Source organism: Maricaulis maris (assembly GCF_049116555.1).
GTDB lineage: Bacteria > Pseudomonadota > Alphaproteobacteria > Caulobacterales > Maricaulaceae > Maricaulis > Maricaulis maris_C.
On record NZ_JAGDYT010000008.1, the window covers coordinates 124,159 to 144,601 of the forward strand.

Consider the following 20,443-nt stretch of genomic DNA (forward strand, 5'->3'; position numbering starts at 1 on the left):
CCTTCCCTGTTAATTTGTCAGACAATTGATTGACGCACCCCTGAGGCTCTGTCAACGTCGCGCCGGATCCGGACATGGAAGGGGGGATGAAGAGTGGTGCGGGCTTTCAGTCCTTTCGCCTCTTCTACCGAGAAAAGGATGGGACCCACCAGCGATCAGCGCGACCATCCTATCCCGTCTTCTTCCCGGTATCGTCGTCCGGGTGGAGCCGGGCCCGGCTGTGACCGGACCCCGCCCGCCGGGTTGACCCGGCATGGATCTGGCGCGCTTCATCTTGCCGGTGAGCCCGGGTTTGTCGTCGGTCCGGACGGTGCGCGGTCAACCTTCAGGGAACCGGTCGCCGCGGCGTTTGTGGCGAGCAGTCTTGCCCGCGCGCTGAAGCAGGCGGATGCTTGAATGGTGAGTCTGACCAACAAGTCGACGAGGCGGGGAGGCCGCGTGAGCAGGACCAAAAAGCGCACCGGGGGCGTGACGATGGACCACGTCGCACGGGAGGCAGGCGTCTCCTTGATGACGGTCTCGCGCGTCATGAACAATGTGCCCGGAGTAAAGGCTTCGACACGAGACAGCGTCATGCGCGCGGTCAAGGCGCTGGGGTATTCGCCGAATGCCGCGGCCCGCAGCCTTGCGCGCAATGGGGCCGGTCGGATCGGCCTCCTCTATTCCAACCCGTCTGCCGGTTATCTGTCGCAATTCCTGGTCGGTGCCCTGGATGGCGCGCAGACCAGTGGTGCCCTGCTCGTGATCGAGAAGTGCGACACATCGCTCGAAAGCGAAACTGCCGCCATCGGGCGCCTGATCGCCGGTGGGGTGGCCGGGGTCATCCTGCCCGCACCGCACGCCGAATCCGAACGCGCCATCGCGGCATTGCGTGACGCGGGGGTTGTCGCAATTGCTGTCGGCACCGGGCATGCGCGCGCGGACGCGCACGGCGTCCGCATGGATGATTTTGCTGCTGCAGCGGAGATGACACGCCACCTGATTGAATTGGGGCATCGCCGGATCGGTTTCATCGAAGGCGCGGTCAACCAGACGGCAAGTGTCGAGCGCCTGAAGGGTTTCGAAACGGAGATCCGGCGCGCGGATCCGCCTGCCGCCTGCCTCGTGGAACCGGGGGGCTTCAACTACCGGTCAGGGTTTGAAGCGGCGGAAAGGCTCTTGTCGGATGACAATCCGCCAACGGCGATTTTTGCCTCCAATGACGACATGGCGGCCGGAGCCCTGGCGGCGGCGCACCGGCGAGGACTGGATGTGCCCGGAGATTTGTCCGTGGCCGGTTTCGATGACACGCCGCTGGCGACAGCCGTGTGGCCCGAACTCACAACGGTCCGTCAGCCAGTCGCGCGCATGGCCGAAGCGGCCTTGCGTCTGGCGCTCCAGGAATCGCGCGACCAGTCGCGGCGCGACAGCCGTGCGCCCATTGATCAACTTTTGCCACACCAGCTGGTCGTGCGGGCCTCGACGGGCCCGGTCCCGCACAAATCCTGAATCTTTGAAACACACGCGCCGGGAGGCTTGACTTCATTGCGTCAGAAAATGATGTTAGCGCTATTAAAAAGTCCGAAACGGACCTTTAGCCACAGACAGTCCTCGGGGGAGGAATGACCAAGCTAGCTGACTGCCTGCCGGCAGGCCGGGACAATGCTGTCCTGATCGGCCGTCTTGCCTTGCCGGACGGGCCGACACCGGTTCTGGTCCGCGAGGGGCGTTGTCTGGATATCTCCCGTTTCGCAGCCACCGTCTCCGAAGCTCTCGCTGATGCAGACTCCCTTGAATCTGCCGACGGACAGGACCTTGGCGCGATCGATGATCTGGGTCTGGCCGCAAGCTTTGCCGAGGCCTCCTCGGGAGCGGCCCGGATGCTGGCACCGGTTGATCTGCAATGTGTGAAGGCATCGGGTGTGACATTCGCCATATCGGCGATCGAGCGTGTGATCGAGGAGCGAGCCCAGGGTCATGCGGATCGGGCACGCGACATCCGTGACGCACTCCAGGCGCGGATCGGTGCTGATATCGCCTCGGTCAAGCCGGGTTCCCGGTCTGCTGCCGACTTGAAAACCGCGCTCATTTCCGACGGCTTGTGGTCGCAATACCTGGAAGTGGCGATCGGCCCTGATGCCGAAATCTTCACCAAGTCGCCGGCCCTGTCCGCCGTGGGTTGGGGTGATGAGGTCGGTGTGCGGTCTGACTCGGTCTGGAATAATCCGGAGCCGGAAATCGCCCTGGTCTGTGACGGCCAGGGTCGGCCGGTTGGCGCCACTTTGGGCAATGATGTCAATCTGCGTGACTTTGAGGGCCGCTCGGCCCTTCTGCTGGGCAAGGCCAAGGACAATAATGCCTCCTGCGCGCTGGGGCCCTTTATTCGATTGTTCGATGATCGCTTCAGCCTCGATGATGTGCGCAAGGCCGAGGTTTCGCTCACAATCGAGGGCAAGGATGGCTTCACGCTGACCGGCCAGAGCTCAATGTCGCAGATCAGCCGCGATCCGCTTGATCTGGTTGGCCAGGTCATTGGCAAGCATCACCAATATCCCGACGGCTTTGCCCTCATGCTTGGCACAATGTTCGCGCCAGTCGCGGATCGGGATGCGCCGGGTCAGGGATTTACCCACAAGGTCGGTGATCGTGTCACCGTGTCCACGCCCTCTCTCGGCGCGCTGGTGAACGAGGTTACCACCTGCGATCAGGCGCCAGCCTGGACGCTGGGTATTGCCGGCCTGATGCATAATCTGGCGGCGCGTGGCCTGTTGCGGGGTGCCGCATGAGCCCGACACTCTATCACTCGCTCAAGGGGCGTCTTGTGGTTCTGACCGGCGGCGGATCCGGTATCGGCGCTGCCTTGACCGAAGGTTTCGCCCGTCAGGGCGCGCAGGTGGTGTTTCTGGATATTGGCGACGAAGCGGGCGAGGCTCTGGCCAACCGTCTCGCCGATCTCGACCCGGCGCCGGTCTATCGTCATTGCGATCTGACGGATCTCGACGCGCTCCATACCTCTTTCGAGGAAATTCAGGCCCGGTTTGGCGCGGTGGATGTTCTCATCAACAATGCTGCCAATGACGATCGACACGCGATTGCCGACGTCACGCCGGACTATTGGGATGACCGCATGGCCGTTAATCTGCGGCACAAGTATTTTGCCACCCGCGCTGTCGCCGACGGAATGAAGGCCAAGGGTGCCGGGGTTGTCATCAATCTCGGTTCAATCTCCTGGCATCTCGGCCTGCCTGACCTGTCGGTCTACCAGACCGCCAAGGCGGCGATCGAGGGCATGACACGCGCTCTGGCGCGCGAATTGGGGCCCGATGGAATCCGGGTCGCCTGTATCGTCCCGGGCAATGTGAAAACGCGGCGGCAGGAAAAATGGTACACGCCTGACGGTGAAGCCGAGATCGTGGCGGCCCAGTGCCTGAAAATCCGGCTGGAGCCGAAAGATATTCTGGCCATGGCCCTCTTTCTGGCGTCCGATGACGCCCGGGCCTGTACCGGACATGCATATTTCGTCGATGCGGGCTGGAGCTAGGCTGCATCATCAAGAAGGGCCAAAAGGCCCATATGGGGAGAGTTGGACAATGACAGACACGGCAGATAGCGCCGAAAGCGCTTCGGTACCCGCCGAAGCGCCGAATATGGGCTATATCCTCGCCATCGCGATCGTTGCGACGATCGGGGGCTTCCTCTTCGGCTATGACAGTGGCGTGATCAACGGCACGGTCGACGGCCTTCAGACCGCCTTCAACTCCGAAGCGATCGGAACGGGCTGGAATGTCGCGTCGATGCTGCTTGGTTGTGCGGTCGGCGCTCTGATCGCCGGGCGCGCCGCCGACATTTTCGGTCGCCGCACCTTGCTGGTCGTTGCTGCGGTCTTTTTCATTATTTCGGCCTTCGGATCAGGGATTGCGGGAGGCTCCACCGAGTTTGTTGTCTATCGCCTCCTGGGCGGCCTGGCCGTTGGTGCGGCCAGTGTGATGGCGCCGGCCTATATTGCCGAGATCGCGCCAGCGAGCATTCGCGGACGCCTCGCCACCATCCAGCAGATCGCCATCATTGCCGGTCTCTTTTTCTCCTTCCTCTCCAATTACCTCCTGGCCCAGACGGCCGGCGGTTCGACGGTTGAGTTCTGGCTTGGCTTCGAGACCTGGCGCTGGATGTTCTGGATGGAGCTTGTGCCCGCCATCATCTTCCTGATCGCGCTGTTCTCCATCCCGGAAAGCCCGCGATTCCTGGTCTTCAAGAAGAAGACGGAACGGGCCACCAGTGTGCTGTCCAAGCTGTTCGGTCCCGTCACGGCCAAGCGCAAGGTCGGGGAAATCCAGGCCTCGTTGGTCGATGATCATCAGCCCAGCCTGCGTGACCTCATCAGCCCGATCACCAAGAAGATCCGTCCGATTGTCTGGGTGGGTATCGGCCTGGCCAGCTTCCAGCAGCTGGTTGGCATCAACATCATCTTCTACTACGGCGCCGTGCTCTGGCAGGCGGCGGGCTTCACCGAGAGTGACGCGCTGCTGACCAATGTCCTGTCTGGAGCGCTGTCCATCGGTTCGGTGATCGTCGCTCTGCTGGTCATCGACAAGCTGGGCCGCAAGCCGATGCTGGTAATCGGTTCAATCGGCATGGCGATCACGCTTGGCCTCTGCGCCTTTGCCTTCTCGACCGGCGAGTTGATCGATGGATCACTGAGCCTGTCAGACAATATGGCACTGCTCGCTCTGGTCGCGGCCAATATCTATGTGATGTTCTTCAACTTCTCCTGGGGCCCGGTCATGTGGGTCATGCTGGGCGAAATGTTCCCCAATCAGATCCGCGGATCCGGTCTGGCCGTCGCCGGCCTCTTCCAGTGGGGAACGAACTTCCTGATCTCCATCACTTTCCTCTCCCTGCTCGGCACGATCGGGCTGGCGGGTGCCTACGGGATCTACACCGTCTTCGCCGCTCTCTCGATCTGGTTCGTGATCAAGATGGTTCGCGAAACCCGCGGCAAGGAACTCGAGGACATGGAAGGCTAGATCTTCACGATAGTCCCTGCGGACCCGGGCGGGGTAACCTGCCCGGGTCTTTTTTCTGAAACATCCGTTCTTGCGATATCGTCATGACCCAAGTCGAACTCATCTGGGATCTCAAGGCCGAGCTGGGTGAAGGCCCGGTTTGGTCAGTGCGCGATCGCTGCGTCTGGTTCGTCGACATCAAGGGCCGCAAGCTTCACCGCTACAGCGTTGATGATGGGGCAAAGGCCAGCTGGGATGCGCCGGATCAGATCGGGTTCGCACTGCCGGCCGAGGATGGAAGTCTGATCTGCGGTGTTCGCGGCGGTCTCTATCGTTTTGACCCGGCGACCGGGGCCTTCAGCCTTCTCGAGGCCGTGGAGGCCGACCGCCCGCAAAACCGGCTGAATGATGGCTATGTCGCGTCGGACGGTTCACTCTGGTTCGGCTCCATGGATGACAGCGAGGGTCTCAAGACTGGCGCGCTGTATCGTTGGACGCCGGATAGCGGTGTGGTTCTGAAAGCCGATGGCTACGGCGTTACCAATGGCCCGGTTCTGAGCCCGGACGGCAAGACGCTCTACCATCACGACACGCTGGAAAAGACGATCGAGGCCTTTGATCACGCAGCCGGTGAAATTTCCAATCGACGTGTCTTCGCGGTGATGGATGAAGGCTATTGCGATGGCCCGTCCATGGACAGTGCCGGTATCCTGCATGTCGGCTTGTTTGGGGGATGGGGCGTCGCGCGCTATGCGCCGGATGGACGCAAGCTGGGCAAGATTGAATTCCCGGTGTCAGCCATCACCAAAGCCGCCTTTGGTGATGATGATCTGAGAACGCTCTACTGCACCACCGCCTGGCTGCATCAGACGCCCGATCAACGGGAAAGCCAGCCCTTGGCAGGCGGGTTGTTCAAGGTGCGGGTGGACACAGCCGGACAGCCTCAATCCCTGATCAGGCTCAGGCCCTGATCAGCCTCTGATCCTGCACCGGGCCGCGCCAGCCGGGCGTCGGGCCGGGCATTGCCGTCAATGATTGTCCCGTGGATTCCCGAAGGTCTCGACGATGCGACGGTATTTGACCGCGGGTTCAAGCGCTGCACCGGTTTCCAACTGGCCGATCGTGTCGCGCTGAAGCTCCTGCCAGGGTGTCTGTGAGGCCGGGAAGGGGTAGCCGCCCTTGGCCTCCAGCGCCGCGCGACGGCGTTGGATCTCATCCTCCGAAACCAGCCACTCCACCGTTGCGCTGTTGAGGTCGATGCGCAGCCGGTCACCGGTCTCCAGGAGCGCGATATTGCCGCCTGCTGCCGCCTCGGGTGAGGCATGCAGGATGGAGGGCGAGCCGGATGTCCCGGACTGCCGCCCGTCACCAATGCAGGGCAGGACGGTAATGCCTTGCTTGATCAGATAGTCCGGTGGCCGCATGTTCACGACTTCCGCAGCACCGGGATGGCCGATCGGGCCGGACCCGCGCATCACGAGAATGCCGTCATCGCCGATCAGTTCCGCCGGATCATCAATGCGCCTGTGGTAGTCCTCCGGGCCATCGAAAACGTGGGCAACGCCCTCAAACGCATTCGGATGATCAGGGTTCGACAGGTAACGCTCGCGGAAGGCCTTGGCGATGACGCTGGTCTTCATCAGTGCGCTGTCAAAGAGATTTCCGCCCAGGACAATAAAGCCGGCATCCTTCAGAAGCGGGGCGTCGAAGGGCCAGATCACGTCCGGCAGGACGATCTCGGCGCCGCGACAATTCTCACCGATCGTGAGGCCATTCACTGTTTTCGCGTCTTCGCGCAGGAGGTCCTGTGCCATGAGTTGCGCCGCCACCGCCGGTACGCCGCCGGCCTGGTGGAAGTCCTCGCCCAGATAGGCGCCGGCCGGCTGCATGTTGACCATCAGCGGGATGTCGTGGCCGTGTTCCTGCCAGCGCTTGAGCGGCAGATCGACACCGGCATGGCGGGCGAGCGCGGTCAGGTGAACGGCAGCATTGGTTGAGCCGCCCAGCGCGGAATTGATTGCGATGGCGTTGAGGAAGGCATCTTCGGTCAGGATGTCAGACGGTTTGAGGTCTTCATGGACCATCTCGACGATGCGCTTGCCGGTCAGATAGGAAACCTGGCCGCGTTCGCGGTAGGGAGCGGGGATCGCCGCCGAGCCGGGCAGGCTCATGCCCAGGGCCTCGGTCAGGCAGTTCATGGTCGACGCGGTGCCCATCGTGTTGCAATAGCCGACGGAGGGCGCCGATGTCGCGACCAGTTCGATAAAGCCTTCATAGTCCAGCTCGCCACGCGCCATCATTTCGCGCGCCTGCCAGATGATGGATCCCGACCCGATGCGCTTTCCCTGTCGCCAGCCATTCAGCATCGGACCGACGGAGAGCGCGATGGCCGGAATGTCGACCGTCGCTGCGGCCATAAGGCAGGCGGGCGCGGTCTTGTCACAGCCGACGGTCAGAACGACACCATCCAGCGGATAGCCGTAGAGCAATTCAACCAGGCCCATATAGGCAAGGTTCCGATCAAGTCCCGCGGTCGGGCGCTTGCCGGTCTCCTGGATCGGGTGAACCGGGAATTCGAGAGCGATGCCGCCCGATTCACGAATGCCTTCGCGAACCCGCTTGGCCAGTTCGATATGGTGGCGATTGCAGGGAGCGATATCGGAGCCGGTCTGGGCGATGCCGATGATCGGCTTGCCCGAGCGGAGCTCTTCGAGTGTCAGGCCATAATTCAGATAGCGCTCGAGATAGAGGGCCGTCATGTCCGGGTTGTCGGGATTGTCGAACCAGGCGCGAGATCGAAGGGGTTTCGTCATGAAAGGTCTCAATTACCGGCCTGCCCTCTGATCGAGAGCTTTGATTACTCCGACAAATAGAGTGCATTGCCGAGGCTAGCAAGGTGGCGACGCAAAGAGACTGGCATGCCGGGGCAGAAACTTCAGCGGGGTCAGCCTGCGTCTGGCGCCGATTCTGCCTTCTGGCTGCGGCGCAGCGCGCGGGCCGTGTCGCGAAGTGCACCGCCCACCAGGTCCGCCATGGCAGAACGGGCCGCGTCCGGCCCGCCGGCGGCGATCGCATCAAACACGCGCCAGTGATCGGGCATGGGGTCCCGTGGCAGCTCGTCTTTCCGGGCCTTGTAGACGGTTGTCCACCGGACGCCCGCGCCGATCGTACTGGACAGGCTGCGCAATGGCATATTGCCGGAAGCGTCGAGGACAGCATCATGAAAGGCCCGGTCGGCGCTTTGGCCTTCCTCGGTGTTGAGCGTGTGCCGCTCCATATTCATCAAGGCTTCCCGCATGATGGTCAGATGGTGTGACTCGCGACGTTCGGCTGCCAGTGCGGCGGCCGCCGGCTCAATGATCATGCGCAGCTCAAACAGGCCATCGATCAGCTTCGGGTCGGGCTCGGTGGCGAAATACCAGGCCAGAACGTCAGGATCGAGCAGGTTCCAGCGTTCCGGTTGGGTGACGCGCGTACCGGTCTTGGGTCGGCTCTCCACCAATCCCTTCGCAGACAGGATGCGCACCGCCTCACGATAGGCGCTGCGGGAGACCTTCAGCCGCTCGGAGAAGTCGATTTCATTCGGCAGGACCTCGCCTGGCGTGTACTGGCCAGAGACAATGGCAACCCCGAGATCATGGGCGATCGTGCCGTGGATGCGGGCCGGATTGCCCGTGCGCCGACGTGGCTTGCCCGTTATCTTGTCTGTCGGCGCCATGTCGTCATCCTTCGATCCTGCTGAAACCCGCGACTGGAAACCATCGCGAAACCGCCGGGAAAACCACGGGTTTTGCCGATACGGTCATACTTCCCGGGGGCTAGCGTGTCCATATGACGTCATATACTCCGACAAATGGATTGACCTGACCCCCTGGCCTCGTCTTACTATCGGCCAAACAGCAAGCGCCGGGCATGTGAAGATCCGGCCTGTGACAGGGGAAGAGACCATTATGAGCGTCTTGACGCATGCCTTCGAATTTGTCCGGCAGACGCGCCGGGCTGTCGTTCCAGCCACACTCCTTGCAGCGCTCGCTGCGCAGACGGCTTGTGCCGCGCAGGCGCCAGACCGGCCAGGCCCGGATGCGGTTTACCGCGATGCCAGCCAGCCGATCGAGGCGCGGGTCGAGGACCTGCTTGCGCGGATGACGATCGAGGAGAAGGTCGCCCAGATGATCGGCATCTGGCAGAACAAGTCGGAAATCCAGACACCGGCGGGCGATTTCTCGGCCGAGCGGGCCTCGGAGAACTACCCCAATGGCCTCGGCCAGATCTCGCGACCCTATGACCGCCAGGGCGTTGAGGCCGGAACCACGGCAGCCGGTGCCAATGCCGGCGTGTTCAATCGCAATGAGCGCGAGACGGTCGCGTATATCAATGCCGCCCAGCGCTGGGCGATCGAGGAGACCCGGCTCGGCATTCCGCTTCTTTTCCATGAGGAAGCGCTGCATGGCTATGTCGCGCCGAATGCGACCAGCTTCCCGCAATCCATCGGCCTTGCCTCGACCTGGGATCCGGCGTTGCTGGAAGACGTTTTCAACATTGCCTCACGCGAAATGCGTCTGCGCGGGGTGCACCTCACGCTGGCGCCGATCGTCGACGTGGCCCGTGATCCGCGCTGGGGCCGGATCGAGGAAACCTATGGTGAGGACCCCTATCTCGTGTCCGAACTCGGCATCGCCGCGGTGCGTGGCTTCCAGGGTGACGATCTGCCGCTGGCGGATGAGCGTGTCTTTGTGACGCTCAAACACATGACGGGCCATGGTCAGCCGGAAAGCGGCATGAATATCGGTCCGGCGCAAATCTCCGAGCGGGAATTGCGCGAGATTTTTCTGACCCCGTTCGAACGGCTCGTCGAGGAAATGCCGGTCATGCAGATCATGGCGTCCTACAATGAGATTGACGGTGTGCCGAGTCATGCCAATCGCTGGCTGCTGACCGACGTTCTGCGCGACGAATGGGGCTATCAGGGCCTCGTCGTCAGTGACTACTTCGCCATCCGCGAGCTGATCACGCGTCACGGCTTGTATGACAATATCGAGGATGCGGCGATCCGCGCGCTCGAAGCCGGAGTTGATGTCGAACTCCCGCATGGTGACGGCTTCCTGAGCCTGCCGGAAATGGTCGCCGACGGGCGCGTGAGCGAGGAGCAGATCGATACCGTCGTTCGCCGTATCCTGCGCCTGAAATTCCTTACGGGTGTCTGGGAAGCTCCCTATGCAAACGCTGAAGCCGCAGAGGCCGGCACCGCGACCGAGGACGCCCTCGCCCTCGCCCGCACCGCAGCCCAGCGCGCGATGGTTTTGCTGGAAAATCGGGACGCGACCCTGCCGCTGGACCCGGACGCGATCGGAACGCTGGCTGTGATCGGGACTCACGCCGTGGATACGCCGATCGGTGGTTATTCCGATCAGCCACGTCATGTCGTCAGCATTCTCGAGGGTTTCCAGAACGCCTCGGGCGAGGCATTCGATGTCGTCTATTCCGAGGGCGTGCGTCTCACCGAAAGCCGTGAATGGGCCGCTGATGCCGTGGACCTCATCGATCCGGCTGTGAATGCCGAATTGATCGAGGCGGCCGTTGAAACCGCACGCGAGTCCGATGTCATTCTTCTGGTCCTGGGCGAGAACGAACAGTTGAGCCGTGAGGCCTGGGCCGATTCTCATCTGGGTGACCGGGCTGATCTGCAACTGGTCGGTCAGCAACTCGATCTGGCACGCGAGATCTTCGCGCTCGGCAAACCAACTGTCGTGGTTCTCCTCAATGGTCGACCGCTCGCCGTCAATTTCCTGGCCGAAAATGCCGATGCCCTGATCGAGGGCTGGTATCTGGGGCAGGAGACAGGCAATGCCGTTGCTGACCTCGTCCTGGGCGAGGTGAGCCCGAGTGGCCATCTGCCGGTGACCATGCCGCGTTCGGTCGGACAGCTGCCGGTTTTCTATAATCACAAACCGTCCGCGCGCCGTGGCTATCTCTTTGACGAAGAGGCGCCGCTCTACCCGTTTGGTTACGGTCTTTCCTACACTCAGTTCGACTATTCCGAACCGCGTCTTGTGGAGGAGACAATTGCCGTCGGGGACAGTGCCTTCGTCGAGGTGGATGTGACCAATTCCGGCGACCGCGCCGGGGCGGATGTCGTGCAGATGTATGTCCGTGATGACAATGCCACGGTCACGCGTCCGGTTCTCCAGTTGAGCGGGTTCGAGCGCATCTCTCTCGAGCCGGGCGAGACGCGCACGGTGCGCCTGGAAGTCGCGCCGCGCTCCATGGCTCTGTGGGATCTCGATATGGAGCGCGTGATCGAGCCAGGCAGTTTCACTGTCTCGGTCGGGGCGGATTCGTCGGATCTGCAGTCGGTTACACTGACAGTCGCAGACGACTAGGCCGGACGAGGCAATGGTGCTGCAGCCCGCTGGATGCTCTCGCGGCACCATTCTCCGCCCGTCTTCCTGGTCGTCCTGGCGGCGTGCCAGTCACCTTTCAGCTGTTTCACACGCTCCTCCGAGGCGGGCGCCGGGACCGGTTGCACGGGTGATGCCGCGATCAGTCCCGGTCGTCCTGCGGGAGACGGTTTGCCCTGATTGGGAATGGCGTGGCGGCGCCGGTCCTGACCGACGCTGGTGACGCGGCCGGCGCTCTGCGCACGGCTGCTAACCCGAACAGCTATCCCGGACAGCTATCCGGGCCGGCCGGCGAGCCACCGGACCGATCGGCACGGGCCCGGCAGCCGCGTCTAGCCGCCGTTTGGCGAATAGGCGTGCGGGCCCATTGTCACGCCAACGAAGCCGCCGGCATTCCGGGTCGATAATTGCGAGCCGTCGGCATCGTGCAGCAGAGTCTGCCAGTCGTCATTGGGCAGGCGATAGTCGAAATCATAGAAGGCGCCGCGAGCGGTCACACGGAGGCTGAGCGGATTGCGCGGCATGGTATCAAGCAGAAGGGTCGCAAGGACGACCCCCTGACGGTCCTGTCCTGACCCGGCCCGCTGCCGCAAGCGGAGAGCCGGACCCTCGTCTGTCAGTTCCAGCCCGATGAAAAACCAGAAGTCATCATTTTGAAGAACAGCCAAGCCCGCCCGTGCACCGATGGTATCCGGTTGGAATTGGAGAGTGAGTTCGCCCCGGGCATTCATATGTTGCTGTCGGCGCCCGAAGAAAGACGGGTTGGCATTGTCTCCGAGCCCGGCAGCGCGCGGCCGGAGCCGGAGTTCACCGCCCTCAAGCGCCCACCAGGTTTCGCGCGGATTGCGCATCATCATCCACTCCGGATCCATCGCGGTGCCATCGAACTCGTCGATACGCGTGAAGGCACCGCCCATCGGGCGGGCCGGTGCTGCTTGCCCCGGCAGGTCCGGTGACGTCGCCACGAAGGGAATTGCTTCGCCCGCGTCGGTAATGCGAGGCCAGCCATCCACCCAGCGTACCGGCATGAGGAAGGTCTCCCGACCGGTATTGTACTGGTCATCTCCATACGGCCGGACGGCCAAAAAGGTCGCCCACCAATCCCCGTCGGGGGTCTGAACAAGATCGGCATGCCCCGCCGAGGTGATCGGATTGGCACGATCGCGCGGCAGGTCGCGCTGGGTCAGGATCGGGTTGGCGTCATGGGGCGTATAAGGACCCATTGGCGCGTCACTGGCCAACACGACCTGGGAGTGGTTCTCGGCGGTGCCGCCTTCTGCGGCCGTCAGGATATAGCGACCGTCGACCTTGTAGATGTGCGGACCTTCGATCCAGACCGGTTGTTCGGAGAAGTCGACCCCGCCATCGATCAAGACAGTGCGCGGGCCGAAGGTTGTGAGCGTTTCGAGGTCGAATTCCTGGACCCATACGGCGCGATGACCGTCATACTCGGGTGTCCGGTCCGGAGGGCCGTTATTGACGACATAGGCGCGGCCATCATCATCAACAAACAGGGCCGGGTCGATCCCGCCGACAAGCTCGGGCAGCCAGGACGGGTCCGACCAGGGGCCGGCCGGGTCTCTGGCGGTGATGACGAAATTGCCGCCGCAATCGACGCAAGTATTGAAGATGTAGAATATCCCGTCATGAAACTCGATGGCGGGCGCAAACAGGCCCCGTGACAGGCCCAGCTGGCCGAAATCGACCTGATCGGGACGGTCGACGGCATTGCCGATCTGTTCCCAGTTCACCAGGTCGCTGGAGCGGAAGACTGGCAGGCCCGGAAAATAGGCAAAGGTCGACGTGACCAGAAAGTAGTCGTTTCCGGCACGTGTGTTGGACGGGTCCGGGTAAAAGCCACCCAGAACCGGGTTGAGGTAGGTGTCCGGTCCACGCTGGATGTCTTCATGGACCGGGTCGCTGCCGGAATACACAAAGCGCTCGAACCGGGCCGTTGATATCGACGGCTCCTCAGGACCGCCGGTCTGCGGTGCACAAGCCGCAAGCGCGACCAGGCCGAAAACCGCGAATGCATGCGGGGTCATGACATCATCTCCAATTCAATGGCGGATATCCCGGCGTTCGGCGCGCGGCAGGGCCGTCGGTGGCCGTGTGAAGCGTGCCGGGCCTGGAGGCCCTGGCGTTTTGTCATCACCGTCGGCATTGGTGTTGGCGCGGGCATGGCCAATGGCTTGCCGCCGGGGAATTTGTTCGACCTCGCCGCGATGTCGCGGGCAGTCCGGCTCTCACTGCCTGGCGAGTGACCTGCGTTATTGTCGGACATTGTGACTTGACCCCCAGCGTCGACCGTCGACAGAGTTTATCGACGTCGTGTAATCGACGTCAACGCCTCTTCTCTCGCCGTCATCCATTCAAACCCTACGATTTTGTTGATTAAAAGCGTAGTCAGGAGTGTCGCCGGTGGAAACTGGCACCAAGCTGGAGCGCGGAGATCATCAGTCTGAAAGCAAGGGTTTCGGCGGTCCAGACTGGGGGGTTTGAATTTCATTAGTCTGACATTTATGATGCACTAAACTGATAGCTGCCACAGCGCTGGAAAATGGGGTGGGTGAGAAAGCTGCCGGGGTAGCCGCATGCCGGTTCGGTCTCGATGACGACCGGATGGATGCGCAGAAATCGGTGCGCGGTCCCGGCACCCCGTTTCCAGCTTGCAGGACCTGATCGGAGGGATTTTTGGCCAGAGACATCAACAGACGCCAGGCACTCTTGCTGGCGGCCGGCGGGCTTGCTGCCTGTTCGACTCCCACGGCGATGGGCGACGATACGCCGTCTTTGCACGCTTTGGCCCAGGCCAAGGGGATGCGGTTCGGAACTGCCGTGGGAATGGGGCGTCCCGGGACCCTTACCGGCGCGTTCAACGACCCGGGCTATCGGGCCCTCATCGAGCGTGAGTGCGGCATTCTCGTCCATGAGAATGCGCTCAAATGGTATGTCCTGCGACCGGACGCCGAGACCTATTATTACGATCCCGCGGACCGGTTGGTTGATTTCGCCGGCGCCCATGAGATGGCGATGCGTGGCCACACGCTGTTGTGGAATCGCGAAGAGTTCTCGCCTGCCTGGGTGAATAATCACGATTTCGGCAGCCGCCCCGGCGCGGAGGCCGAGCGCCTTGTTGTCGAGCATATCCGCGCGGTCGTCGCGCGCTATCGTGGTCGGATCACCTCATGGGATGTGGTCAACGAAACCATTGATCCGTCGACCGGGCGTTTGCGCGAAACATCGCTGACGCGTCATCTTGGCGAGAACATCATCGACATCGCCTACCACGCGACGCGCGAGGCCGATCCGGACGGGGAAATTGTCTACAATGACTATATGAGCTGGGAAGCCGGCCATGAGACGCACCAGGAAGGCGTGCAGCGCCTTCTGGAGGGCATGGTGGAGCGCGGCGTGCCAATCGATGCGCTTGGCGTCCAGAGTCATATCGGCTCCGGCAATTTTGATTCATCGGTCGACTTCGACACGGCTCGTGAAGAAAACTGGCGGGGTTTTCTGGACCAGGTCACCGGCCTTGGTCTCAATCTCGCGATTACCGAGTTCGACGTTCACGACAAGAATTTGCCCTATGATATCGAGAGCCGGGACCAGGCCGTCGCGGATCTGGCGCGCCGGTATCTCGATCTGATGTTCAGCTATCCGCAGACCCGTGACGTGCTCGTCTGGGGCCTCTCGGACCGCTATTCCTGGCTCCAGAATATCTGGCCGCGGGCCGATGGAGAGGCCAAGCGGACGACGCCATTTGATGCCGAATTCCGGGCGAAGCCCCTGCGCGCGGCAATCGCGGCGGCCTTCGAGGCGGCTGCGCCGCGAGGCTGATACGCTTGCGTTCGGAGGCAAGACCGAACCAGCCGGTGCAAAAAATGGCCTTTGCCGGCCGGTGATTATTTCATGCCTTGCCTTTGCATGGGTCCAAGCCATCTATGCCGGCAGGAGATTGCCATGCGCCGTGCCAGCTTTTTGATCGTCATTCTTGTTGCCTTCGCGGCAATGACCGCAATTGTTGCCCTTCGGGCCCTCATGCCGTCGGATGAGGCCGGCATGGGTCGAGGGGCCCGCGTCCTGCCGGTCGCGATCGCAACCGTGCCAAGTGTCGAGTTCGCCGATATCGTGGAGGCGCTCGGAACCGCGCGTGCCAATGAGACGGTGACCATTACGGCGCGTGTCACGGATACGATTTCGCGCATCAATTTCGAGTCGGGCCAGCGCGTGGCTGCCGGGACGATCCTGGTGGAGCTCACCGACACCGAGGAGGCGGCCGGCCTGACCGAGGCGCGGACGACCTTGCGCGAAGCCCGCCGGGAGCTCGACCGGACCAATGATCTGATCGCCCGCGCCGTGGTCCCGCAATCGCGCCTTGACGAGGCGACGGCGGCAGTCGAACGCGCCGCGGCGCGCGTCGCCTCCATCGAGGCCCAATTGGCCGACCGCATTGTCCGGGCACCTTTTGCCGGGATTGTCGGCCTTCGAGAAGTGAGCCTTGGCGGCCTGGTCAGACCCGGCGACTCGATAGCGCGCCTGGATGATACGAGCCGGATCAAACTCGATTTCACCGTGCCCGAGCGCTTCATGGCCGTGGTTGCACCGGGGATGGAAATCGCCGCGCGAACCTCGGCCTATCCCGATGAGGTCTTCTCCGGCGCGATCGCGCAGATCGACAGCCGTATCGATCCGGTCACGCGCAGCGTCACCATTCGTGCGGAAATCGACAATCTCGACGGGCGGCTTCTGCCCGGACAGCTGATGACGGTGGAGGTCCGCCGCGATGTCCGCAATCGTCCGGCCGTGCCTGGTGCTGCCCTGACCCGGTACCTCGATCAAACCTATGTCTATGTGATTGAGGAAAGCGATGGCGGGACGGTCGTCCGTCAGCGCACGATCACACTTGGGCGCCGGTCCGGCACAATGGTCGAGGTGCTGTCCGGCCTCGAGACTGGCGAGCGGATCATCGCCGAAGGCGTGCACCGCGTGCGTGACGGAGCCTCTGTCACAATCACGCGCGAGATGCAGCTGGGCGCCAATGGCGCAATGACCGGATTGGCTGTTTCGGGGAGCAGCGCAGCACAATGACACTCTCCGATATTGCGGTTCGTCGTCCGGTTCTCGCCTTTGTCTTTTGTGCCCTGATCGTCGTCTTCGGCGTGCTGGGTCTGCGCGACCTGCCACTGCGTGAGCTGCCGGATGTTGACCGCCCGGTTGTCTCCGTGTCCGCGAATTATCCGGGTGCCAATGCAGAAGTGGTCGAAAATCGTGTCACCCAGCTGATCGAGGACCAGCTGTCGGGCATAGATGGCGTCGAGACCATCACCTCCTCATCGCGTGACAGCTCATCGCGCGTCACCATAACCTTCTCGCTCGACCGCAATATCGAAGCCGCCGCCAATGATGTGCGTGACTCGGTATCGCGCATCATCGACCGGCTGCCCCAGGATGTGGAACAGGTTGAGGTCCGCAAGCAGGACAGCGATGCCCGGCCCTTCATCTGGTATAATCTCCTCTCCGACCGGATGACGTCCGAAGCGTTGTCAGACTATGCCGAGCGCACCTTGCTCGACCGCTTCTCGGTCATTGACGGAGTGGCCCAGGTTCGCATTGGCGGCCAGCGCCGCTACTCGATGCGGATCTGGCTGGATCCCCAGGCCATGGCGGCGCGTGGCGTCACGGTGGCGGACATTGATGGCGCCCTGCGGACACAGAATGTCGAGGTTCCGGGCGGGTCCGTAGAAACCCCGGACACCCAGATTGTTGTCCGTGTCGAGCGCCTGTTTGCCGATCCCGACTCGTTTGCCCGCCTGCCGATCGCTCGCACTGGCGACGGGCATGTGGTGCGGCTGGCCGAGGTCGCGGATGTGGAGTTGGCGGCGGAAGAGCCGCGCACGCTTTTCCGCGGTAACGGTCAGAACATGATCGGTCTGGGCTTTGTCCGCCAAAGCCAGGCCAATTCGGTCGAGGTCGCCGACCTGATCGCTGCCGAGGCCGACCGGATCCGGCTCAACCTGCCTGACGGGATGGAGATGATCTCCGCCTCGGACGATACTGTTTTCATTGAAGAATCCATCAAGGAAGTCTGGCGGACCCTGGTCATTGCGGCGACCCTTGTTGTGCTCGTGATCTATCTTTTCCTCGGCAGTTTCCGCGCCGCCATCATTCCCGCGGCGGTGGTTCCCGTCTGCCTGGTCGGGGTTTTTGCGGTCCTCGCGGTCGCCGGATTCTCGATCAATATCCTGACCCTGCTCGCTCTGGTGCTCGCGATTGGGCTGGTGGTTGATGACTCCATTGTTGTGCTCGAAAATATCCAGCGCCGGGTTGATATGGGCGAGCCACCGGCGCTGGCCTCGCTTCGCGGCGGCCGGCAGGTCTTCTTTGCGGTGATCGCCACAACGGCGGTTCTGGTCGCGGTCTTCGTGCCGCTCGTTGTTCTGCCGGGATTCATTGGTCGCATCTTTACCGAACTGGCCTTGACCATTGCCGGCGCTGTCGTGCTGTCCAGCTTTGTCGCCCTGACCCTTTCGCCCATGATGGCGTCCAAGCTTCTCAAGCCAAGTCGGGAAGCCAAGGGTCTGACCCGATGGGTGAATATACTGGTCGAGAAAGCCCGTCAGTCCTATCGCGACAGCCTCGAGATTGCGCTGAAAATGCCGGTCATCATCGTACCGATGGTTGCCGTTGCCATGGGCGGATCGGCCTTCCTGCTTGACCGTCTGCCCGCCGAACTTACACCGCCGGAGGATCGCGGTTCCTTCTTTGGCCGCTTTGCCGGACCGGAAGGGGCAAGCTTCGACTACATGTCCGCGCAGGCGGACCAGGTTGAAGCGATTGCCATGGAATATGTGAATTCGGGTGAGCTGAGCCGCGTGCTGGTCATTTCGCCGGGCTGGGGCGGAAGCGGCTTCAATTCCGGTTTTGTCATCGGCACCATGGCGGATTGGGACGCGCGTCGGCCAGGCAGCGAGATCATGCGTGAGCTCAATGGCCGCCTCGGGCAGCTGACTGGCGTCCAGGCCTTCGCCTCGATGCGCTCCTCGCTGGGCGGCGGTGGCGGCGGTGATGATGTACAATTCGTCCTGCAAGGTCCCGATTATGGCGGTCTCGATCGTCAGGCCGAGCGTCTTCTGGCGGCCATCCAGGACGGCAATCCCGCCCTGTTGCGAGCCCGCAAGAATTACGAGCCGACCAGTCCGCGCCTGATCGTCGATATCGACCGGGAAAGGGCCGCGGATCTCGGCGTCTCTGTCGCCGAGATCGGGCAGACGCTGCAAACCCATCTGGGATCGCGCCGCGTCGGACAATTCATCGATCGCGGTGAAGCCTACAATGTGATCATGGAAAACCGGCGTGAGGCGCGGTCCAGCGCCCAGGATCTGGAAACCCTTTATGTTTCCGGTCGCAGCGGCGAGCTGATCCCGCTCTCCAACCTGGTCTCCCTGAGCGAGGTTGGCGAGGCCTCGTCACGCAATCGGGTCGACCGCCAACGCTCCGTGACGATCTCGGCCACGCTGGCAGAAGGCTATACGCTCGGGGAAGCGGTTGCCTGGCTGGACGACTGGGCCCAGCGGGACCTGCCACCGGAAATGAGCTCCACTTATCTGGGCGGTGCAAAGGAGTTCCTGGATGCCAATTCGGCGGTTCTCTTCGCCTTCGGCATGGCTCTGCTGATCGTCTTCCTGGTGCTGGCCGCGCAGTTCGAGAGCCTGATCCAACCGCTGGTCATCATGTTGACCGTGCCGCTGGCCGTGGCCGGCGGACTGTTCGGGCTCGAGCTCGTCGGATCCAGTCTGAATATCTATTCGCAGATCGGATTGGTTATCCTGATCGGGCTGGCTGCAAAGAACGGTATCCTGATCGTCGAGTTCGCCAATCAGTTGCGGGAGAGCGGTCGTGACCTGCGCACCGCGACGCTGGATGCGGCGGAAACCCGGTTCCGGCCCATCCTGATGACCGGCATCTCGACCGCCATTGGTGCTTTCCCGCTTGTCATCGGCACGGGGCCGGGCGCGGAAAGCCGGATCACGATCGGCGTCGTGATTTTCGCGGGTGTAGCGGTGGCCACACTCTTCACCCTCTTCGTTGTTCCGGTCGCCTATGGCGTGCTCGGCCGCTTCACCAAGACCCCGAACTGGGTCTCGCGACGGCTGGAAGAGGAGGCGCGCCAGCATGGTGACGCTGCTGTGGACGTTCCGGCCGAATAGCGGTCAGCCATTGCCGCTGAAATCGGGAGCCCGCTTGTCCAGAAAGGCGCGATAGCCTTCCTGGAAGTCATCGCTCTGGAAGGAGTCCAGAAAGAGCTGGCGGGTTTCCTCCGTGTCGCAATCGACCCCGGAGCGGATCAGGTGGATGACGCGCTTGATGGCACGGGCAGACCCGGTTGAGCGCGAAAGCATGAGGTCGAGATAGGCGGCGACTTCACGGTCCAGCTGGCTGGGCTCGAAACAGCGATTGATCAAGCCGATCTGAAGCGCCTCTTCGGCATCGACGAGGCGGGCCGAGAAGAGCAGGTCCTTGGCGGCGGAGACCCCCACCGCATCTATGAGTCTCTTGGTGTCATTGAGTGTATAGGCCAGTCCCAGCTTGGCCGGAGTGATACCGAAACGTCCGTCGCTAGCCGCGAAGCGCAAATCGCACGACAGCGCCAGCCCGCATCCCCCACCGACACAGGCACCACGGATGACGGCGAGTGTCGGTTTGGGGAAATGCGCCAGTGCGTCGAGTCCGGCGGCGATGGCGCGGGTTCCGGCCAGCGCCGATTCCGGTGTCGCGTAGACTGTCTCGAATTCTGAAATGTCTGCGCCGGCTGTAAAGCTCTCGCCCGCCCCGCGGACGAGCAGGACCTTGATACCGTCATCGGTTGCGGCGGTATCCAGCAGGTCGGGCAGGGCCGCCCACATCGCCGCAGTGAGGGCATTGCGCCGCGCCGGCCGGTTCAGGACCAGCGTCGCGTGCCGGTCATGGCGTTCAAGATAGATCGGCGCATCGGTCACTGAAATCTCCGGGCTGGCAGGCGGGGACGGACACTCTGTCCCCGCCCGCCACCCGGCGGCAAGT

The 20,443-nt window shown here is 62.6% G+C and carries 14 protein-coding genes; 10 read left to right on the top strand and 4 right to left on the bottom strand.

The window, feature by feature from the left end:
- The first annotated feature begins 438 nt into the window (after window positions 1-438).
- The 5 genes from JXQ94_RS11150 (at window position 439) to JXQ94_RS11170 (ending at window position 5,953) form a co-directional block, all read left to right on the top strand.
- Window positions 439-1,488, top strand: a complete 1,050-nt coding sequence (locus tag JXQ94_RS11150; protein ID WP_421923865.1) for a LacI family DNA-binding transcriptional regulator — start codon at window positions 439-441, stop codon at window positions 1,486-1,488.
- A 113-nt stretch (window positions 1,489-1,601) separates the two neighbouring features.
- Entirely contained in the window at window positions 1,602-2,765 is a 1,164-nt protein-coding gene (locus tag JXQ94_RS11155; protein WP_421923866.1) for a fumarylacetoacetate hydrolase family protein, read from the top strand.
- A complete protein-coding gene (locus JXQ94_RS11160; RefSeq protein ID WP_421923868.1) occupies window positions 2,762-3,520 on the top strand; it encodes an SDR family NAD(P)-dependent oxidoreductase in 759 nt (252 codons plus the stop codon). The genes JXQ94_RS11155 and JXQ94_RS11160 overlap by 4 nt, the downstream gene beginning before the upstream one ends.
- Window positions 3,521-3,569: 49 nt before the next feature.
- Window positions 3,570-5,003 (top strand): sugar porter family MFS transporter, encoded by a 1,434-nt coding sequence (locus JXQ94_RS11165; RefSeq protein ID WP_421923869.1) that lies wholly within the window; start codon window positions 3,570-3,572, stop codon window positions 5,001-5,003.
- An 83-nt stretch (window positions 5,004-5,086) separates the two neighbouring features.
- A complete protein-coding gene (locus JXQ94_RS11170; protein WP_421923870.1) occupies window positions 5,087-5,953 on the top strand; it encodes an SMP-30/gluconolactonase/LRE family protein in 867 nt (288 codons plus the stop codon).
- Window positions 5,954-6,010: 57 nt separating this feature from the next.
- Here the strand turns inward: JXQ94_RS11170 and JXQ94_RS11175 are convergent, their stop codons facing one another.
- Together JXQ94_RS11175 and JXQ94_RS11180 are read right to left on the bottom strand one after the other, a co-directional pair.
- On the bottom strand, window positions 6,011-7,795 hold the full coding sequence (locus JXQ94_RS11175; RefSeq protein ID WP_421923871.1) for an IlvD/Edd family dehydratase: 1,785 nt from the start codon (window positions 7,793-7,795) through the stop codon (window positions 6,011-6,013).
- Window positions 7,796-7,926: 131 nt separating this feature from the next.
- A complete protein-coding gene (locus tag JXQ94_RS11180; RefSeq protein WP_421923872.1) occupies window positions 7,927-8,700 on the bottom strand; it encodes a FadR/GntR family transcriptional regulator in 774 nt (257 codons plus the stop codon).
- 232 nt (window positions 8,701-8,932) lie between these two features.
- On the opposite strand from JXQ94_RS11180, the gene JXQ94_RS11185 reads away from it, so the two are divergent.
- Window positions 8,933-11,362, top strand: coding sequence for a glycoside hydrolase family 3 N-terminal domain-containing protein (locus JXQ94_RS11185; RefSeq protein ID WP_421923873.1), 2,430 nt, complete (start codon window positions 8,933-8,935; stop codon window positions 11,360-11,362).
- A gap of 350 nt (window positions 11,363-11,712) precedes the next feature.
- On the opposite strand, the gene JXQ94_RS11190 is transcribed toward JXQ94_RS11185, so the two are convergent.
- On the bottom strand, window positions 11,713-13,425 hold the full coding sequence (locus JXQ94_RS11190) for a glycoside hydrolase family 43 protein (protein WP_421923874.1): 1,713 nt from the start codon (window positions 13,423-13,425) through the stop codon (window positions 11,713-11,715).
- 18 nt (window positions 13,426-13,443) lie between these two features.
- Here JXQ94_RS11190 and JXQ94_RS11195 point away from each other — a divergent pair, with 18 nt between their 5' ends.
- From JXQ94_RS11195 to JXQ94_RS11210, 4 genes are all read left to right on the top strand, one after another.
- Window positions 13,444-13,644 (top strand): hypothetical protein, encoded by a 201-nt coding sequence (locus JXQ94_RS11195; protein WP_421923875.1) that lies wholly within the window; start codon window positions 13,444-13,446, stop codon window positions 13,642-13,644.
- Between the two features lie 430 nt (window positions 13,645-14,074).
- Window positions 14,075-15,220: an endo-1,4-beta-xylanase gene (locus tag JXQ94_RS11200; RefSeq protein ID WP_421923876.1), complete on the top strand. Its 1,146-nt coding sequence runs from the start codon at window positions 14,075-14,077 to the stop codon at window positions 15,218-15,220.
- A gap of 123 nt (window positions 15,221-15,343) precedes the next feature.
- Window positions 15,344-16,471 carry an efflux RND transporter periplasmic adaptor subunit gene (locus JXQ94_RS11205; RefSeq protein ID WP_421923877.1) on the top strand — a complete coding sequence of 376 codons (1,128 nt, stop codon included), beginning with the start codon at window positions 15,344-15,346 and terminating at the stop codon, window positions 16,469-16,471.
- On the top strand, window positions 16,468-19,590 hold the full coding sequence (locus JXQ94_RS11210) for an efflux RND transporter permease subunit (RefSeq protein ID WP_421923878.1): 3,123 nt from the start codon (window positions 16,468-16,470) through the stop codon (window positions 19,588-19,590). The genes JXQ94_RS11205 and JXQ94_RS11210 overlap by 4 nt, the downstream gene beginning before the upstream one ends.
- A 3-nt stretch (window positions 19,591-19,593) precedes the next feature.
- On the opposite strand, the gene JXQ94_RS11215 is transcribed toward JXQ94_RS11210, so the two are convergent.
- Window positions 19,594-20,379, bottom strand: a complete 786-nt coding sequence (locus tag JXQ94_RS11215; protein WP_421923880.1) for an enoyl-CoA hydratase/isomerase family protein — start codon at window positions 20,377-20,379, stop codon at window positions 19,594-19,596.
- Window positions 20,380-20,443 lie beyond the last annotated feature (64 nt).

What these genes read in the sequence shown, in the direction of transcription:
- JXQ94_RS11210 (WP_421923878.1), top strand. Translation starts at nt 16,468, where the DNA reads ATGACACTCTCCGATATTGCGGTTCGTCGTCCGGTTCTCGCCTTTGTC.
- JXQ94_RS11165 (WP_421923869.1), top strand. Translation starts at nt 3,570, where the DNA reads ATGACAGACACGGCAGATAGCGCCGAAAGCGCTTCGGTACCCGCCGAA.
- JXQ94_RS11170 (WP_421923870.1), top strand. Translation starts at nt 5,087, where the DNA reads ATGACCCAAGTCGAACTCATCTGGGATCTCAAGGCCGAGCTGGGTGAA.
- JXQ94_RS11180 (WP_421923872.1), bottom strand. Translation starts at nt 8,700, where the DNA reads ATGGCGCCGACAGACAAGATAACGGGCAAGCCACGTCGGCGCACGGGC.
- JXQ94_RS11195 (WP_421923875.1), top strand. Translation starts at nt 13,444, where the DNA reads ATGGCGGATATCCCGGCGTTCGGCGCGCGGCAGGGCCGTCGGTGGCCG.
- JXQ94_RS11175 (WP_421923871.1), bottom strand. Translation starts at nt 7,795, where the DNA reads ATGACGAAACCCCTTCGATCTCGCGCCTGGTTCGACAATCCCGACAAC.
- JXQ94_RS11190 (WP_421923874.1), bottom strand. Translation starts at nt 13,425, where the DNA reads ATGACCCCGCATGCATTCGCGGTTTTCGGCCTGGTCGCGCTTGCGGCT.
- JXQ94_RS11155 (WP_421923866.1), top strand. Translation starts at nt 1,602, where the DNA reads ATGACCAAGCTAGCTGACTGCCTGCCGGCAGGCCGGGACAATGCTGTC.
- JXQ94_RS11205 (WP_421923877.1), top strand. Translation starts at nt 15,344, where the DNA reads ATGCGCCGTGCCAGCTTTTTGATCGTCATTCTTGTTGCCTTCGCGGCA.
- JXQ94_RS11160 (WP_421923868.1), top strand. Translation starts at nt 2,762, where the DNA reads ATGAGCCCGACACTCTATCACTCGCTCAAGGGGCGTCTTGTGGTTCTG.
- JXQ94_RS11185 (WP_421923873.1), top strand. Translation starts at nt 8,933, where the DNA reads ATGAGCGTCTTGACGCATGCCTTCGAATTTGTCCGGCAGACGCGCCGG.